Origin of the sequence: Pseudovibrio sp. Ad5 (assembly GCF_001623095.1) — a bacterium.
In the GTDB taxonomy this organism is placed as follows: domain Bacteria; phylum Pseudomonadota; class Alphaproteobacteria; order Rhizobiales; family Stappiaceae; genus Pseudovibrio.
The window spans coordinates 1-16,453 of record NZ_LMCH01000013.1 but is presented as its reverse complement, the minus strand read 5'-3'; the positions used below and the strand labels follow the sequence as shown (position 1 = coordinate 16,453).

Annotated in this window: 19 protein-coding genes; 13 read left to right on the top strand and 6 right to left on the bottom strand. The window is 50.3% G+C overall.

What is annotated here, in order from left to right; genetic code table 11:
- The first annotated feature begins 103 nt into the window (after nt 1-103).
- A complete protein-coding gene (locus PsAD5_RS07875) occupies nt 104-922 on the top strand; it encodes an alpha/beta fold hydrolase (protein ID WP_063291698.1) in 819 nt (272 codons plus the stop codon).
- Between the two features lie 60 nt (nt 923-982).
- On the opposite strand, the gene PsAD5_RS07870 is transcribed toward PsAD5_RS07875, so the two are convergent.
- Nucleotides 983-1,240 carry a YjhX family toxin gene (locus tag PsAD5_RS07870; RefSeq protein ID WP_063291697.1) on the bottom strand — a complete coding sequence of 86 codons (258 nt, stop codon included), beginning with the start codon at nt 1,238-1,240 and terminating at the stop codon, nt 983-985.
- A gap of 425 nt (nt 1,241-1,665) precedes the next feature.
- Here PsAD5_RS07870 and PsAD5_RS07865 point away from each other — a divergent pair, with 425 nt between their 5' ends.
- From PsAD5_RS07865 to gatB, 3 genes are all read left to right on the top strand, one after another.
- Nucleotides 1,666-2,412 carry a hypothetical protein gene (locus tag PsAD5_RS07865; protein ID WP_063291696.1) on the top strand — a complete coding sequence of 249 codons (747 nt, stop codon included), beginning with the start codon at nt 1,666-1,668 and terminating at the stop codon, nt 2,410-2,412.
- Nucleotides 2,413-2,476: 64 nt separating this feature from the next.
- Nucleotides 2,477-2,773, top strand: a complete 297-nt coding sequence (locus tag PsAD5_RS07860) for a hypothetical protein (protein WP_057463341.1) — start codon at nt 2,477-2,479, stop codon at nt 2,771-2,773.
- Nucleotides 2,774-3,006: 233 nt separating this feature from the next.
- Complete coding sequence (gene gatB, locus PsAD5_RS07855; protein WP_063291695.1) at nt 3,007-4,494, top strand: Asp-tRNA(Asn)/Glu-tRNA(Gln) amidotransferase subunit GatB; 1,488 nt, start codon at nt 3,007-3,009, stop codon at nt 4,492-4,494.
- A 66-nt stretch (nt 4,495-4,560) separates the two neighbouring features.
- On the opposite strand, the gene PsAD5_RS07850 is transcribed toward gatB, so the two are convergent.
- Nucleotides 4,561-5,676: a Gfo/Idh/MocA family protein gene (locus PsAD5_RS07850; protein ID WP_063291694.1), complete on the bottom strand. Its 1,116-nt coding sequence runs from the start codon at nt 5,674-5,676 to the stop codon at nt 4,561-4,563.
- Nucleotides 5,677-6,209: 533 nt separating this feature from the next.
- Here PsAD5_RS07850 and PsAD5_RS07845 point away from each other — a divergent pair.
- From PsAD5_RS07845 to PsAD5_RS07815, 7 genes are all read left to right on the top strand, one after another.
- Nucleotides 6,210-7,817, top strand: coding sequence for a glucan biosynthesis protein (locus tag PsAD5_RS07845; RefSeq protein WP_063291693.1), 1,608 nt, complete (start codon nt 6,210-6,212; stop codon nt 7,815-7,817).
- Nucleotides 7,818-7,822: 5 nt separating this feature from the next.
- The gene (locus PsAD5_RS07840; protein WP_057463442.1) at nt 7,823-8,026 is read left to right on the top strand and encodes a hypothetical protein; all 204 of its coding nucleotides are present in this window, start codon (nt 7,823-7,825) and stop codon (nt 8,024-8,026) included.
- A gap of 3 nt (nt 8,027-8,029) precedes the next feature.
- Nucleotides 8,030-9,781 carry a glucans biosynthesis glucosyltransferase MdoH gene (gene mdoH / locus PsAD5_RS07835; protein ID WP_063291692.1) on the top strand — a complete coding sequence of 584 codons (1,752 nt, stop codon included), beginning with the start codon at nt 8,030-8,032 and terminating at the stop codon, nt 9,779-9,781.
- Between the two features lie 124 nt (nt 9,782-9,905).
- Nucleotides 9,906-11,465 carry a glycosyltransferase family 39 protein gene (locus tag PsAD5_RS07830; protein WP_063291740.1) on the top strand — a complete coding sequence of 520 codons (1,560 nt, stop codon included), beginning with the start codon at nt 9,906-9,908 and terminating at the stop codon, nt 11,463-11,465.
- Between the two features lie 18 nt (nt 11,466-11,483).
- Nucleotides 11,484-11,936 carry a GNAT family N-acetyltransferase gene (locus PsAD5_RS07825; protein ID WP_063289409.1) on the top strand — a complete coding sequence of 151 codons (453 nt, stop codon included), beginning with the start codon at nt 11,484-11,486 and terminating at the stop codon, nt 11,934-11,936.
- A gap of 125 nt (nt 11,937-12,061) precedes the next feature.
- Nucleotides 12,062-12,775, top strand: coding sequence for a glutathione S-transferase N-terminal domain-containing protein (locus tag PsAD5_RS07820; RefSeq protein ID WP_063291691.1), 714 nt, complete (start codon nt 12,062-12,064; stop codon nt 12,773-12,775).
- A 206-nt stretch (nt 12,776-12,981) separates the two neighbouring features.
- Nucleotides 12,982-13,524 carry a TlpA family protein disulfide reductase gene (locus tag PsAD5_RS07815; protein WP_208980809.1) on the top strand — a complete coding sequence of 181 codons (543 nt, stop codon included), beginning with the start codon at nt 12,982-12,984 and terminating at the stop codon, nt 13,522-13,524.
- Between the two features lie 86 nt (nt 13,525-13,610).
- Here the strand turns inward: PsAD5_RS07815 and PsAD5_RS28250 are convergent, their stop codons facing one another.
- The 4 genes from PsAD5_RS28250 to PsAD5_RS07800 form a co-directional block, all read right to left on the bottom strand.
- Nucleotides 13,611-13,847: a hypothetical protein gene (locus PsAD5_RS28250; RefSeq protein ID WP_208988537.1), complete on the bottom strand. Its 237-nt coding sequence runs from the start codon at nt 13,845-13,847 to the stop codon at nt 13,611-13,613.
- A complete protein-coding gene (locus tag PsAD5_RS28245) occupies nt 13,825-14,247 on the bottom strand; it encodes a hypothetical protein (RefSeq protein WP_208988536.1) in 423 nt (140 codons plus the stop codon). The genes PsAD5_RS28250 and PsAD5_RS28245 overlap by 23 nt, the downstream gene beginning before the upstream one ends.
- A gap of 259 nt (nt 14,248-14,506) precedes the next feature.
- Nucleotides 14,507-14,947 (bottom strand): DUF2147 domain-containing protein, encoded by a 441-nt coding sequence (locus PsAD5_RS07805; RefSeq protein WP_063291690.1) that lies wholly within the window; start codon nt 14,945-14,947, stop codon nt 14,507-14,509.
- A 100-nt stretch (nt 14,948-15,047) separates the two neighbouring features.
- On the bottom strand, nt 15,048-15,407 hold the full coding sequence (locus tag PsAD5_RS07800) for a DUF2147 domain-containing protein (protein ID WP_244271769.1): 360 nt from the start codon (nt 15,405-15,407) through the stop codon (nt 15,048-15,050).
- On the opposite strand from PsAD5_RS07800, the gene PsAD5_RS28455 reads away from it, so the two are divergent.
- Both PsAD5_RS28455 and PsAD5_RS07795 read left to right on the top strand, forming a co-directional pair.
- Nucleotides 15,343-15,510, top strand: a complete 168-nt coding sequence (locus tag PsAD5_RS28455) for a hypothetical protein (protein WP_244272073.1) — start codon at nt 15,343-15,345, stop codon at nt 15,508-15,510. The genes PsAD5_RS07800 and PsAD5_RS28455 overlap by 65 nt on opposite strands.
- Nucleotides 15,511-15,814: 304 nt before the next feature.
- Entirely contained in the window at nt 15,815-16,084 is a 270-nt protein-coding gene (locus PsAD5_RS07795; RefSeq protein WP_063291688.1) for a hypothetical protein, read from the top strand.
- Nucleotides 16,085-16,453: the final 369 nt, after the last annotated feature.

The following is a 16,453-nucleotide window of genomic DNA, read 5'->3' as shown; positions in this document are numbered from 1 at the left end:
GGACCATTAAACGAGGCTCACTGGAGATGGCTTTAATTTGTATTGCTCTATCCATGTAAATATTCATATAGTCATTTAGCTAAATGTCAATGTGAGTCGTGCTATGCTGGAACTTCCAAACATCTCGGTTATTAACGGAAATGCTGTTCGCTGGGGGGTAATGGGGGATGGACCGCCACTGGTTGCCATCCATGGCACACCTTTTTCTTCGCAGGTCTGGCGCAGGATTGTGCCGCATCTCTTCGATCACAGGAGGGTCTATTACTTTGATCTGGTGGGTTACGGGCACTCTGAAAAACGCGAAGGGCAGGATGTTTCCCTCGGGATCCAAAATGAGGTGTTGGCTGCGCTGTTTCAGGAATGGGAGTTAGATCGACCTGATGTTCTGGCTCATGACTTTGGAGGTGCGACAGCTCTGCGGGCTTATTATCTGAATGGTCTGCGTTACGGTTCTCTGACGATATTTGATGCGGTTGCTTTGGCTCCATGGGGATCATCGTTGGTGCAGCATGTGCGCGAACATGCTGAGGCCTTTGCCGGGATGCCGGAGTATATGCATAAAGCGATGCTGCGGGCTTATTTGCAGACGGCTGCTCATAACGAGCTTTCGGAGGAGGCTTTGGAGATTTATGCCGCTCCGTGGATTGGACCCGTTGGGCAACCAGCATTTTATCGTCAGATTGCGCAGATGGACCAAAAATACACTGATGAAGTACAGGGGAGTTATGGGGCTCTGGATTGCCCGGTTTCGGTACTTTGGGGGGCGTGTGATGAGTGGATCCCCTATGAGAAGGGGGAGGTTTTGGCTGGTCTGATTTCCGGGGAAGATTGTATTCCAGTTCCTCAAGCAGGTCATTTGGTTCAGGAAGATTGCCCCGAGGCTATTGTAGCTGCGGTTTTGAAGCAGATTTTGGGTAGATGACACCCAAGCTTTGCTTGATTGAAAACCACCCCGCAGCATGGTGCTGCAGGGTGGTGTTGGTCAGCGATTATCGAGCTGGCTGCGGACGCGGATCAGGCCCAGTTTGGTGATGCGATAAGGGCGGCCTCCTTTTGAGGAGATCAGGCGTCTGTACTTCAGTTTTCTGAAGATGTGCTCGGAAAGACCGGCATAATACCAGCCGTCCCGGGTGACGCAGTTCATTTCTTCCAGAGTGCCATCGTCGTCACGGCGCAATTCAATGCAGCCGCCTTGTGCCAGCACATGCAAAATGCGCTGTTCAGCTTTCGAAATATCCATGGATGTCTTTGAGTTTTAAAGATGCACTTGTCTCGTCTGCCCGCTCATGCGGTCAGCGAGATTGTTTGGATTGTGCATGCCCTGTCTATCTTCGACAGGGCTTTACCGGGACTCTTGTCGAGCTCGCATCAAAACTCCATTGATTGATGGCTGCCTTTACGTAGTTTGCTTGTGCTCTGAAGACAATTGTTTTCTAGTTGAAGAGTATTGTAATAGCTCCATTAAGAAATTGGTGACGAAAAAACTCTGAGTTTATTTGTTGGTATATTATTGTTTTTACGGTGTAATTTGGAATATTTATCACAATCAGTGAACGCGAAGATTATGCTGGATATGTGAGGGGATGATATCTGCAAGATTTCACATATTGAATATAGAACTGTATAAGGAGAGGAAATAAGAATATGAAATTCAAAGGAATGTAAATGAGCCCTAGTGATCCTGATGTTACGCTATGCATTACAAGCTGTGGCCGACTAGATCTGTTAAGAGAGACTTTAGACAGTTTTATGCCCAGACATGTGCAGTTCTTTGCAGATGCGTTCTTGACTGAAGACGCTAATTCTCAAGCAGTGAGAGAGTGGCTTCAAGAAAACTATCCTCAGTTCAAAGTGTTCATGAATGCTCCAAAGCTGGGACATCTTCGTTCGGTCGATACAATGTATCAAGAGGTAAGAACTCCTTATATCTTTCATGGCGAAGATGATTGGTTATTTGAGGATGTTGAAATTATTTCAGCCTGCAAAAAAATTCTTGAAAGCGATAGCAGCATAAGTGTCGTATGTGTTCGTCAGTTCTCTGACTTAAGTGAAAATCAAGTAAAGAATTTTCAGATTAATGAAGTCGATGGTATTAAGTTTGGGTGCCATCCTGTTGAGCGTCATGCTAAATGGGGAGCCTTCACTTTCAATCCTTCTTTGCTGAGACGTAGCTTGTGGGAACAATATGGCCCTTATGTGCAGTATGAAACGGAAGCCGGTATTAGTATCCGAATGAAGCAAGATGGCCTTAAAATTGCTTTTCTTGATCCTGGTTCTTGCAAACATATTGGTTGGGACGCTCATGTGGATGATCCCTTTCAAGGGGGGAAAAGTAGCAAGCTCATCAAAAAGTTAATGAATTCAATTAAGAAACGGAGAACAAAATTTCTAAGTATTCTCGGTTGTCGTTGATTGGGAAATACAAGTTAACACCTAACAATTATTAGTCATGTACTGATGGGACATTTAGACTTTAATGACAGACGATATCTCTGTAATCCTGCTGTGGCCGGGGCTTTTGAATCCGTTTGCCATATTGATCGCCGCCTATATGGGCTACTACGCCAATCAGCGGGGGAAGATCTTTATTGCAGGATTTGCTGCAGCTGCGCTCAGCCTGTTTCTTGAAGGGCTTATCAAGCTTGTTGGGATACCTTTGCCGTGGAACCCTGAAGTGGGGCCGCTGGCGTTGTTCCCGTTCCGCTTTGCGACGGGGCTGATTGTAAGTGCTATTGCTATGAAAATCGGGGCAAGTCGTCGCCGCGCAAAGTGAGTGCTGAGGGATTGTTGTTCAGCGTGGGTCAAGCTCCAGATGCTTCTGCGCGACTTTCTACAAGCTTCTCCCCGAAATTTAGGCACTCTGGTTCAAAAACCCCCGAAGATTCACTTGCCATTGCGGGGTTGATGGCCTACCCAACACCATTGAGAAATTAGGTGGTCTTCGTGGCTGTGCATCGCGTGGCCGGACTTCCGTGAAGACTTATACGAACACAGGATATTGATCGCATGACGCTGCTTGTCGATACGCGCACTCCGGATCCGAAGAAATTCATCAAGGGCGCAACTGGCGACTGGGAAATCGTAATCGGCATGGAGGTTCACGCTCAGGTGACCTCTGAAGCCAAGCTATTCTCGGGCGCTTCTACCAGCTTTGGCAGCGATCCCAATAATAATGTGAGCTTGGTTGATGCGGCGATGCCGGGCATGCTGCCAGTGATCAACGAAGAATGTGTTCGTCAGGCTATTAAGACCGGTTTGGGTCTGAAGGCCGAGATCAACCTGAAGTCCGTTTTTGACCGCAAAAACTACTTCTACCCTGATCTGCCGCAGGGCTATCAGATCTCCCAGTTTAAACAGCCGATCGTTGGTGAAGGTATCATTCACCTTGATATGAAGAGCGGTGAGCAGGTTGAAGTGGGCGTTGAGCGTCTGCATCTGGAGCAGGACGCGGGTAAATCCCTGCATGACCAGCACCCGACCATGTCATTTGTTGACCTGAACCGTTCTGGCGTGGCGCTGATGGAAATCGTTTCCAAGCCAGACATTCGCTGTGCTGATGAAGCCAAAGCTTACCTGACCAAGCTGCGCACTATCCTGCGCTACCTGGGTACTTGTGACGGTAACATGGACCAGGGTTCCATGCGTGCTGATGTGAACGTTTCTGTTCGTAAGCCGGGTGGTGAGTTTGGTACGCGCTGTGAGATCAAGAACGTGAACTCCATCCGTTTTGTTGGTCAGGCGATTGAATACGAAGCACGTCGTCAGATCGGCATCTTGGAAGATGGCGGCGAGATCAATCAGGAAACACGCCTGTTTGACAGCGTGAAGGGCGAAACCCGTTCTATGCGTTCTAAAGAAGAAGCGCATGATTACCGTTACTTCCCGGATCCAGATCTGCTGCCGCTTGAGTTCACTCAGGCGCTGGTTGATGAGATGGCTGCGGATCTTCCGGAACTGCCGGATGAGAAGAAGGCTCGTTACATTAAAGACTTCGGTCTGACGCCTTATGATGCTGACATTCTTGTTGCTGAGCGTGTCTCCTGTGACTTCTTTGAGGAAGTTGCCAAGGGGCGTGATGCGAAACTGGCTGCGAACTGGGTGATCAACGACACCTTTGGCCGCTTGAATAAAGAAGGTCTGGATGTGACCTCCAGCCCGATCTCTTCTGAACAACTGGGCAAGATCATTGACCTGATCAAAGCAGGCACCATTTCTGGTAAGATCGCAAAAGACCTCTTCGAGATCGTCTGGACTGAGGGTGGTGATCCAGCTCAGATCGTAGAAGATCGTGGCATGAAGCAAGTGACTGACCTTGGTGCGATTGAAGGCATCGTGGACGAGATCCTTGCAAACAACACTGACAAAGCAGAGCAGGCGAAAGAAAAGCCAGGCATGCTTGGCTGGTTTGTTGGTCAGGTGATGAAAGCCTCCAAGGGTAAAGCAAACCCGCAGGCTGTGTCTGATATGCTGAAAGCGAAGATCGGTCTGGAATAGACCGTTTTTGCAGCTTTATAGAATTCGAAGGCCCGCCAGTTTGGTGGGCCTTTTTTCTTGGTGAGGCTAGGTCACCTCAACCCACCCTCCTGATTTGTGAGAGCGGCGGGCAGCATCGACAACTTTTGCAACTTCGAGGCCGTCTTTGAAGACTGGCCAATCCGTGGTTCCTGTCGCAATGGCCTCCAGAAAGTCACGAGCCTCGATGATTAGCTGGTCCTGATAACCGGTTCCGTGACCGGGACCGAGACAGAAGGCTGCATAATCTGGATGGTGAGGATTGGTGAGGATCTTTCTGAAACCGGATTGCTCCGGTTCATCCTCTATTTTGTAAAGCCAGTGGGCGTTCTGGTCTTCCTGATCAAACCGCAGAGCGCCTTTGGTGCCGGTGATCTCATAGATAATGCCCATCTTCTTGCCCAGTGCGACACGGCTGAAGAGGAGGTGACCTGTCGCTCCGTTTTCAAAAGTGCACATAAACTGAGCCACATCATCATTGGTGACTTGCTCGACGATGTTTGGTGCGCATTCTGACGGGCGTGTTTTGAAAACGGTCTCAATCTGTGCACTGACTTTCCTGATTGGGCCAACCAGAACATGGGCGCAGTTGATCATGTGAGGGGCGAGGTCTCCCATAGTGCCGTTGGAATCTCCGCTGGAGCGCCATGTGGCAGGGGCATTGGGGTTTGCGAAAAAATCCTCGGTATGTTCTCCGCGAAAGAAAGTGATGTCTCCGATTACACCTTCTTTGATGAGCTGATGGGCCAGTTGTGTTGCGGGTGTGCGGATGTAGTTGAATCCCACCAGATTGACTTGCTCTGAGGCTTGCGCTGCCTGTGCCATTGCGGTTGCGTCTGCAAGGCTCGCGCCCAATGGTTTTTCGCAGAGCACGGGCTTTCCCAGTTTGAAAGCTTCCAGAGCGATTTCCCGATGGGTGGTTTGTGGGCTGGCAATGACTATGGCTTCAACCCGCGGATCGTTGACCAATGTGCTCCAGTCACTGGTGGATCTTGCAAAGCCGAATTGTTCGGCTTTCTCCTGAGCGCCGTTTTCTGTGGTGGTGCAGATCATCTCAAGTCGGGCACGGAGTTTGGTGTTGAACACTGCGGCTGCTGCGTTGAATGCGACGGCGTGCAGTTTTCCCATATACCCTGCGCCGATCAGGCCAATGCCAATTTCCATAGGGCGTCCTTTTATAGATGAGGGAGGGTATGTCGGGGGGGCTTAAAAACTAATCAGGGAAACCGATAAGAATTAGAAATGTTCTGTTGCTTGATCCCTTCAAAGGGACTAGGGAGAGGCATCGACCCCAAGAAAAGTTGACTGGATATCATCTCATTTTGAGTGCGCGTCCCCAGCTGGGTTCAGATTGGTTCTGCGGGTGCGTGTAAAGAAGTTGACGAACAGAGGCGATTGCTTTTGGTGGGTTTGGGGTTAGAGCGTGGTGAAAACGTGTCTCTTGAATGAGTGACCCCTAATATCTCAGTAATCCTAATAGCTTAGAGATGTTTCACAGGGTTAATTTTCGCTGTGAATCATCATCGCTCTGCCTAGCCACGACCATATCTCCGCCTTATTACGCTACGATAAACTTCAGGTGATCGGGCGTTATGGAGACTTGTCTGGTCTGGGGTCTAAGCTCTGCTAGAACTTATAGTTGCGCAGTGTATGCGAACACTGCACTTTGTTGTATTTGAAACCTTGGGGGCGTCTCGTTGCTTAATCAACGAAGTAGTTTTCTTTCCAATATCGCTGTATTAGGCGTCATTTGCTCCAGTGTTGGACTTGGGGCTTTTGCTTCTTCTTCAGTGGCTGCTGCAAGCGAAAGCTCTCAATCTCAGGTGCCCTTCACCTTTGGCGCACTCGTGGCAAAGATGAAGGCACAGGCGCAAGACGCCTATGTTGAACCAACCAGCGAACTGCCGGAAGCACTGGCGGCCTTGAAGTACGATGGCTATCGGAAAATTGGCTATAAACGTGACCGTAGCAAGTGGAAGGACACCGAGAACTTTCGGGTTCATGCCTTCCATCCGGGCTGGTTGTTTAAAAATCCTCTGAAAATTCATGAGGTAAGCGAGGGCGCTGCTCAACCATTCGTGTTTGAAGCTGCTGACTTTGACTATCAGGATGCGGAGCTGACCGCATCGCTGAGCGATGTTTCTTTTCCCGGTGTTGCCGGATTCCGCTTGCTAAATCCACTCAATGTGGAAGGGCGGATGGATGAATTGGTGGCGTTTCTGGGCGCCAGCTATTTCCGTGCTTTGGGCGCGGGCAATGTTTATGGCCTGTCCGCACGTGCGCTTGCCATTGATACAGCCAGCGGTAAGCCGGAGGAGTTTCCGAACTTCACTGCGTTTTATCTTGGCAAGCCAGTAGATGGCTCTGACAAGGTGACGGTTTGGGCTGAGCTTGATAGCCCAAGTGTGACCGGAGCCTATCAGTTTGTTTTTAAGCCAGGCCAGCAAACAGAAGTTGATGTGACTGCACATCTGTTCTTCCGCAGTGATGTGGAGCGGCTTGGTATTGCACCACTGACTTCCATGTATCTTTACGGTGAGAATGACCGTGTCGGGTTTGATGATTTCAGACCAGAAGTGCATGACAGTGATGGGCTGAAGCTGCGCTTTGCCAATGGCAAGACCGCGTGGCGGCCACTTTCCAACCCGGATAATCTGCAGCTTTCCTTTATTGGTGCCAGAAGCCCAGTTGGGTTTGGCCTGATGCAGCGTGACAAAGATTTTGAGAATTATCAGGACCTTGAAGCGCGCTACGACAAGCGTCCAAGCCTTTGGATTGAGCCTCTTGGTGATTGGGGTTCTGGTGCTGTTATGCTGGCAGAAATTCCAACGGATCAGGAAATCAACGACAATGTTGTTGCCTTCTGGTCTCCGAATGATGCGGTGAAAGCGGGTGACGAACTCTCATTCCACTACAAGATGTATTGGGGTGATGAGATTGGCCGTAGTGAGCAGATGCTGATGCCTGTGGTCCAGACCCGTTCTGGCAAAGCCGGACATTCGGCTTCTGAAGAAAGCTCGCTGACCCGTAAGTTTGTGGTGGACTTTGATGCTGAGTTGTTTGCTGAGAGCGGATTGGATGGGGAGCAGCTTGTACGCGCAAAACCATTTATTGAAAACGCTGCTTTAAACGGCACAGTAAACTTTGCTGACGTTCGCTACATTGAAGAACTGGGTGTTTATCGTGTGTTTCTGGATGTTTCCCGCGATGACCTTGAAGTCCCGGTTGAGTTGCGCCTTCAGCTGACTGATGGCGAAAAAGCAGTTTCTGAAGAATGGCTTTACCAGTGGGGGTGGAGCTCATGAGGCCTATGACATCTAATCTATTTTCGACACAAGTTGACTTGAGCAGCGGTCCAGTTGCACCGCTTGCCATGCCAGTGCAGGATCTTTCTGCAGATGATAGCTGGCTTGTTCTGATCTGGCGTCGCATGCGGTTTGGGCGCAGCTACTCTGCGCTTCCTTCCAAACGGACGCGCTTGCAAAAAGCCATCTCTACCTTTTCGGAGCGGTAATCCATGGATAAGCCGTTTCGCGACGGGGTAGGACACCGCCGGCTTGCGGCTTTCGTCTTCTGCCTGGCGTTGTCCCTCAGCTTTACAGGGCTGTTTTATGCAGCCTTGAGTGCTGACTATCTTAATATCTATGAGGTTGTTCGGATTGTGCTGCTGTTTGTCAGCACCCTCTGGCTTTCCTGGGGCGGAGCAACCGTTCTGCTGGGTTTGCTTTATGGTCGCTCTGTTCAACCTCTTGAAACTGATCCGCGATCTCTGCCTGCTGCTGGCACCGCAATCCTCATGCCAATCTACCATGAAGATGCACCGGAAGTTGCCGCTCGTCTTGCTGCGATGATGGATGATCTGCGCGCTAACAATGCAACACACCTGTTTCACTGGCATGTGCTTTCTGACAGCCGTGATGAAGAGATTGCGGCAGTGGAAGAGCAAGTGGTGCGCCAGCTGGTTGCCCGCTATCCGGAACAGAAGATCTTTTATCGTCGCCGGGCTGACAACCATGGCCGCAAAGCGGGCAATGTTGCCGAGTTTGTGCAGCGGTGTGGTGGTGCCTACCGTTACATGGTGGTGCTGGATGCTGACAGCCTGATGCGTGCCGACACACTGGTGCACATGGTTGGACGCATGGAAGCAGAGCCCAATCTTGGGCTGTTGCAGACCGTGCCGATGCTTGTTGGCCTGAAAAGTTATTTTGGCCGCAGCATCATGTTTGCCTCTGGCATGTTTGGCCGGTCCTTTGCTTTTGGCCTTGCAGCGATGCAGGGCGAATGCGGACCATTTTGGGGGCACAACGCGATTATTCGCACACGTGCATTTGCCTCCAGCTGTGGTTTGCCGGAGTTGGATGACACCGCGGCATTTGGCGGGCACATATTGAGCCACGACAGTGTTGAATCTGTACTGTTGGCGCGTGCGGGCTGGCAGGTGGAGTGTGATCCACGGATCACTGGCTCCTATGAGGCTGCACCTGAGAATATTCTGGGCTATGCCGCGCGTGACCGGCGTTGGTGTCAGGGTAACTTGCAGCATTCCCGCGTGGTTGGGGCTCGTGCTCTGAAGCCCTGGGGCCGGTTCTCTCTGATACTTGGTATTATGTCTTACCTGAGTTCTCCGGTCTGGGCTGCGTTTCTTCTGGCAAGTTTGTTTGCGCCTTTGGATCTTCCTGTGCTGCAGGCCTATACCTTCCAGAACCACCTTCCGGTTCTTGGCCACATTCCGATGAGTGCGGCTTATGAAGGGGCAGCTTTGCTCTTTGGCGTGGTTGCCTTGCTGGTGCTGCCGAAAACACTCGTTGTTTTGAAAGAAGTATTTTTGGGCGTAGAGAACACCTCCCGCAAAGGCATACTGGGCGGTTTTGTAGAGCTGATCAGCTCAGCGGTGTTCGCACCGGTTTTGATGGTGTTTCAGTGCCGTTCTGTCTTTGAGGTTCTGATGGGCCGGGACAGCGGCTGGACCAATGCGCACCGCGATGCGGGCCGCTTGCCTTTGCTGGACTGCCTCAAATCTGTCTGGTGGGTGAGTGTGATTGGTGCGATGGCCATAGGGTTGAGCTGGATTGGTGAAGCCTCACTCTGGCTTTGGGTGATGCCGGTTGCTCTGCCGATGTTGCTGGCGCCGTTCATCATCTGGGCAAGCTCTTACAATGTGGGCAGCCGGGCCGCTGAGCGATTGGGTTTTGTGCTTTCCTCTGACCAGGAGGGGGCTGCGCAATTGCTCGCTCATGTGGAAAAATACTCCGCAGATCTCAGGGTATAGACGGCTAATTTGTGCTTTGAGGGCCACATCCACCAGCTGAACCGCTGGGATGTGGCCCTTCTTATATCTGCTGGTGTCTCTCCGACTTAAGCTTTCGGTTCAAGCCTCTGATGGGGATGCAGTGATGCCGGAAGAGACAGTTTCAACCCGATTTTGGTGGCGTCCCGCAGGCGTCTTTGTTCTGATTGCAGGATACTTGCTTCTGCATCTGGTTTTGCGCGGTTATTTCTCTCCCACACTCAGCACGGATGACATGTTTGAGAACGTGTTTGTACAAGAGCTGAAGCTTGGCTACCAGGTGCGGCAGCCTCCGCTTTATGAGTGGATGCTTTATGGGGTTCAGAAGATCTTCGGGCCGACGATCTGGAGCTTTCTGGTTCTCAAGTACGCACTGGTGCTGTGTTTTGCGCTGTTCCTTTACGCTGTTGCCCGGCAGGCGATTGCCAATGCAAAACTGGCTGCGCTTGCCGTGTTTTCCTATGTTGCGCTTTATCAGATTGGCTTCAACCTGCATGAGGGCGTGACACATACTGCTGTGCTGATGGCGGCTTCTGCGGCAACGGTTTACTGCTTCCTCTGGCTTTTGAGGGAGAAGACGGTGACTGCGGCTGTGTGTTTGGGGCTCGCGGTTGGGTTTGGGATGCTTTCCAAGCACTCTTACGTGCTGGTGCCGGCTGCTGTTTTTCTGGCAGCGCTCAGTGATGGGCATTGGCGCAAGCAAGTGCGTCTTCCGATGTTGATCGTTGCTGGTGTGATCGCGGCTGCGGTGTACTCGCCCTATCTTTACTGGGTCACGACCGGCGAACAGGCCCTTGTCGGTTCCGCGTTGACTGTGATGCGCGAGGGAGAGCAGGGGGCAGGATTTGCCCGCGTTGTGACAGGTGAGCTGCGACTGCTGGTGAGTGTGCTCGGGTTCTCCGTCCCGTTTTTACCACTGGTGCTGCTGCTGTTTTTGCCGGCGCTGTTTCGCGGCGCAAAAGCAGGGGGGACCGATCCTGATGTGCAGCAGGTTGGCAGACTGCTTCAACGGGCATTGCTTGTTTCTCTGGCTCTGGCGTTTGTGGGCGTGTTGGCCAGTGGGGCGCAATACATCAAGGAACGGCACATGCATCCGGTGCTGCTCTTGCTGCCCATCGTGATGTTCACCCTTATTTCCCAGAGGCGCTATTCGCCGAGATCGGTGAAGATCTACAGCAGTGTGCTGGCCCTGCTGGTTCTTGTGGTGCTGGGCATCCGCATCTCCGGCTTCCTCGCTCCGGACAAGAAAATGTGCGGTGGCTACTGCCGGCATATGAAGCCCTACGAGGAGCTAGGGGAGCAACTCAAGGCTCAGTTCCCGGAAGCTGCGCAAGCGACGATTGTCTCACTGGATGAATACACTGGCGGAAACCTGCGCGTTACCCTGCCAGATGCCCGGCACATCATCCAAAGTTTCCAACCGAGCACCCGGCAACGGCGAGACTGCTTCGTTGTCTGGGATATGGGAGACAACGGCGCACAACGCGGCATGCAAGCAGCCTTGACCAGCAGTGGTTTCGCACCTGGCAAGGCACCTGCAAACCGAAATACTTTACTTTCAAATCAGATAGATGTGAGTTGGCCTCATTTGTGGAAGAAGGATAACTTCCGTAAAACCACATTCGGCGTCGCGAAGATTGATCGCGATTCTGAAATTTGCCGCTAACTCATATTGGGTGTTTTGATGCTGAAGATACGTGTTGCCAAAGACGAAGACATTGAGGCTGTAGTGCAGATGATGAACGGAGGGGCTTCTTCCCAGCGTGTTCATCTGGAAAACGGGGAGACCGACACATATAAGCCAGCGTTTCACGCGATCCAGCAATGCCCTAATACCGATATTTATGTGGGTGAGACAGATACGGGCGAGGCGGTCGCAACTTTTCAGCTGACTTACGTGAAGGGCCTTGCCTTCAACGGCAAACCACGCGGTCAAATTGAAAGCATGCACACTCGTGCTGATATGCGCGGCCAGGGAATTGGGCAGGAAATGCTTGCCCACGCGGTCAAGTTGGCACGTGATAAAGGCTGCTGTATGGTGCAGTTGACCTCAAACAAAGAACGCAGTGGCGCACATCGCTTTTATACCAGCAACGGATTTGTGCCGACGCATGAAGGCTTCAAGCTGATTTTCTAGGCGTTAACTGGCATGAAAGCCGGATGTTTTCGCCGAAAGCTTCTCGAAATATCTGCATCCCCGAATCGGGGGGATGAAACTTTCCTTTATCCGCCCATTTCAAGTGTTTTCTTACAGGTGATCAAATGGCCGTATCGCAGACCAAACCCATTGAGCTTTATTATTGGCCAACACCGAATGGCTGGAAGATTTCCATCATGCTTGAGGAACTTGATGTTCCCTACGACTTGAAGCTGGTGAACATTGGGCGTGGTGAGCAGTTTGAGCCAGACTTTCTCAAAATAGCGCCAAACAATCGGATGCCTGCGATTGTTGATCCTGAAGGACCGGGTGGTGAGCCGATTTCGATTTTTGAGTCAGGTGCTATCATGCAGTATCTGGGGCGGAAGTTTGAGCGGTTTTATCCATCAGAAGAACGTGCTCGTGTTGAGACGGAAGAATGGTTGATGTGGCAAATGGGTGGGTTTGGCCCCATGCTTGGGCAAAACCATCATTTCCGCGTCTATGCACCCGAAAAAATTGAGTATGCCATGACCCGTTATTTTAACGAGACACATCGGCTGTATGGTGTGCTTAATAAACGGCTTGCTGATCGGGCTTATGTTGCAGCCGGGGAATATACGATCGCAGATATGGCAATATTTGGCTGGTCTCATCGCTGGGAACGGCAGGGAATGGATTTGGAAGAGTTTCCGCATGTAAAGGCTTGGCGCGAACGTTTGTTGGCTCGCTCTGCAGTTGTCAGAGGGTTAAATGTGGGTGACACAGAAGCTAAAACCTCAAATATTGCAGAGGACAAGCAGGCACAATCAGTGCTGTTTAATCAACGTGGATCATAGCCTGACGACATAGCAGTCTCTTCCAAAGCTGTTCGACGTATATGCCTTGGGGGTATCTACAAAGGAGACTTCCGCCTTCGATCCCTTTTTAGGCCATTTATTCATCACGTCACCGGCACTTTAAGTTGATTTGAACCGGAGGTCTCTCAAACCTAGGCTCACGCAGAATGATAGATTGAAATCACTTGCGAATGGACCTTGGAACTATGCGGGCTCATAAATTCTTCCTGACCTCTCTTATTCTGGCTGTTTGGGCGTTTGCCTCGCCTGTCTCAGCCGCTTCTTTTGAAGACCCTAAGTACAGTCTTGAAGTGAAAGACGAGGCAGGTACTAAAACACTGCGCGATGCTTTCACCAAAGGACCTGCTATTTTGCATTTCTGGGCAACATGGTGCCCGAACTGCCGTGTTGAACTGCCAGCAATGGAACGGTTTGAAGATGAGTTGAAGGCGCAAGGTCTGGATGGTCAATTTGTTGTCGTAGCATTGGAAGATGTTCCGTATGGCCGCATCCAAAGTTTCCTTCAAGATCGTTTGGAACTGGAGCGCTTCACCAGCTATCAAGCCGTTGATATGCAGGCGGTTGGAACCGCATTTCAGGTTGCGGCGATGCCTTACACGCTCTTTATCGATGAAAACGGGGATGTGCTTGGCGGAATTCCGGGATCTCTTGAATGGGATGCCCCACAGATCAAAGAGACCTTTATTGGCCACCTTCAAGGCAAAGGTACGATCGCCTCTGGTAACTGAGTCTGTTTTCCGGCTTTCTGCAGTTTCGAACTTGGAACCCAGGGAAAGTTGATTATCCTTTGATACATGAGAGCCCTCTTGCCGGACTACTTAAGTCCGGGCAAGTTTGGGCTCTTTTTCATACGAGTTGAAAGAGCTTCCATGGTGATGTCGATTGCAGGGAAAATCTGATCCAGTGGAGTTTCGAACTTGACCATCTGGATGATCCCTTCAAAAGCCATCATAAAATAATGCACCAGATGGTCTATGTCCTCTGGTGCTTGCAGATCGCTTTCAAACTTTACCAGGCGCCGCCGGATCTCAGCTGCCCATTGGAAACGCAATGCGAGGTACTCTTGATCCCAGCTCCGGATCAAGCCGACCAATCTCGCCAATGGTGGACCAGTAAAGGCTACCTTCGGTACGGTTTTGCTCCTCGCATAGCTCTGCAAAATCAGTCAGCATCAGGTACATGCAGGAATAAATATCAGCGTACATCGCGGAGCTTGAGCTAACTTGCTGGCTAAATCGCATGAAGTACCAGCGCATAGCCGGGGCGATGAGATCCCGTTCCCCCTCAAATCTTTGGCGCAATAAGTCAGGAGCAATCTGTGCTGCTTCAGCAACTGCGTCGATGCTTGCAGCTTGTCGACCTTTTTCCAAAAGAAGTTGGAAAGCTATTTTGAACACCTGTTCCAACCTGTGAGGCGGAATTAAGTCGTCGGGATTTTTGTTGCTGATCATAAAACTACAGACTCATCCTTAGCACTTCAACCTTAGCAAATTGCGATAATTGTTGTGCGTCTTCCTGAGCGTCTTCGAGTTCAATTTAGCCTTCGAAGCGAGTATCCAGAGTGCCTGAGCTGTAGCCGATAGCATAAAGCCGAAAATGATCCGGAAAGTAATGCAACGAGATATGTTTCAATTTGTTGGGGTTGTCCTAATAAGGCAGCTCTTTAAGATGTTTCATCGCAGGGGGTGGCAAGCAGCAGGATTGATTTTATTATTTGAGTTTAGGGCGTTGCCAGATCACATTTTCACAAAAATTCAGGAGGATCTTTTTGCAGCCTGTCATTTTTAGAAGGCCACTGGGCAACAGGTGAATATTGATAGCAATTTCGTATCCACGCCGAGGATCATAGCCTTCTGCGTGCCATTTGTTTTCTCCAGCTGCCTTTATATTCCAGAGTACCTTTAATCCAAGGACTTTGCGCTCCCGTTTGGTCGTATCGTGATTTCGGAGGTCCAGAATATCTTGCTGACGTTTACCGTCGGGTGGTTTGAAGGACTGAAGCTGCCCACACATGGTCGAACCACATTGTGAGATACTGATAATTGCACCCTTGGTTGTTCGCCACAAACCGTGCAGGTCAGAGCCTTTGGCTGTTGTCACCAATGAAGTTGAGAGAAAAATAAAGCCAAAGATGAAACCAGAACGGACCATGCCAACCAGCTTGCTTGATCACCTGCTCAATCTCAGGAGCAGGTGACTAGCTATCATAACAGGCCAGTTTCGGCTTGCTGCCTCTGGGCTTAAGGTAAATTTACTTTGTACGGGTCCAGGTGTCGCCTTTACAGAAGATCAGCACGCAACCCTCAAGTTTCAATTTATCGCTGGAAACCAGTTCCATTTTGCCGGAGTATGTTTTGCCATCTTCCGCATTGTAAACCTTGCCCTTCCAGCTGTTTTTTCCGCTGGGTTTCATACCAAGAATGGTTCTTGAGCCAATTAAGGACCGATCGCGGAGCTTGGGATCCGGGTTCTCTGTATCCTTACGTGGTTTTTTTAACCAAACAATGTTGCCGCAAAGATTCCCCCCGCACTTGGAGATCTTAATCTTGGCGGTTCCGTTTGCCCTCAGCCAGGTGCCGGTTGCATCAGCGGCAAGGGCTGATGTGGCCAAGCCAATTGAAAGTATCGCTGCCGAGGATGATTTCAATAAGGGTGCTTTCATGGTTCCTCCCAAAACACTGAAGCTTGCTAATAATGGCTTTACCTTATCGTAAAGCTGGGAATGTGCAAGGCAATCAAACAGAGGACTGGACAAGCTCTCATTGATTTCGATTCGCACAACCCACCAATTCAATCAGTGCGATATCCCTTGGTTTACAGCGTGTCAGAACTGCGTAATTTTTGACTTTAAAGCAGCTTTTTTCGTTTCAATCATGGTTTTTAACCGCCTTTTTAGAGTGTCAAAATCTAATAGTCCGCGACGTCAATTAGATTTCGGGGAGGCGTCGGCTTCCTCTTATCTCATGAAAAATTACGAGCAAATCCACACGAGTTCACTGTGTTTAGGAGAGAGATTTAATGACTGTGTTGCAGTTTGATGGCGTAATTCATCGGCATGTGAAGCAAAACCTATGCGAAGTAGAGTCTCTGTTACGGCGTGGTCTGGATGCGGCATCTGGAAAAGCCGGTGCTTGCGATCTGATCGAAGCCCATAAGTGGTTTAACCTTGCAGCGATGCGAGGTAGCACGCAGGCAGTAAGATATCGTCGTGAGGTATCTCAGGAAATGTCGAATATAGAGATTGCTGAGGCACAACGCGCGGCTAGAGACTGGCTTTCTGTACACTGATATGAATTCTACAGCTTGTCGCGATTGGTATGCGGCAAGCTTATGATCCGAGGCTTTGGGAATCCTCTGCCAAGATAGAGCCGGGGACACTGGTTTGACCGAGAGTTGTTTTTGAACAGACAACGTATGAGTGTCTCCAACACCTAAAGTTAAGAACCTGTTTTTCGCGTTGGTTTTGCGATGTTCGCAGCAGAGCGCGATCTACTTAATAAGTTCATTATTCGATTATCAAAGAACTCGGATTTTACCGATAGTCGGGTTGTCTGGTGTTGGCTTTGATAGTGTAGCTTGTTTTGATCTTGGTCTATTCCTGTAATGTTCTCCTTGAGTCTTTGTTGGTGGTGATTGGGTTGCCGAGATTGGGTTGAT